This window comes from Microbacterium sp. HSID17254 (assembly GCF_003989315.1).
Classification (GTDB): Bacteria; Actinomycetota; Actinomycetes; order Actinomycetales; family Microbacteriaceae; genus Microbacterium.
The window spans coordinates 1-232 of the sequence record NZ_RBLT01000032.1 but is presented as its reverse complement, the minus strand read 5'-3'; the positions used below and the strand labels follow the sequence as shown (position 1 = coordinate 232).

1 pseudogene is annotated in these 232 nt (G+C 51.7%); it reads right to left on the bottom strand.

What is annotated here, in order from left to right:
* Positions 1-232, bottom strand: a pseudogene (locus D8M34_RS19015) (hypothetical protein); the annotation flags it as partial.

Sequence of the window (232 nt, the reverse complement as noted above, 5' to 3'; positions counted from 1 at the left end):
AAAAAAAAAAAAAAAAAAAAAAAAAAAACATCATGCATGCTTTCCACGTCCGCCAACACCGCCTTGTTCCCCTTTCCACTCTCCTCTTCCATGCCTTTCCGTCCGTCCAACACCACGCCGTCATCGCCCCCCTCTTCGCCGAGGTTATTCACTTCGTCCGCTTGCACTTCCACGCCGCCTCCAATCACGCCGTCTTGATCTCCCTCCACCTCATCAGCCTCTTTGACAGCCA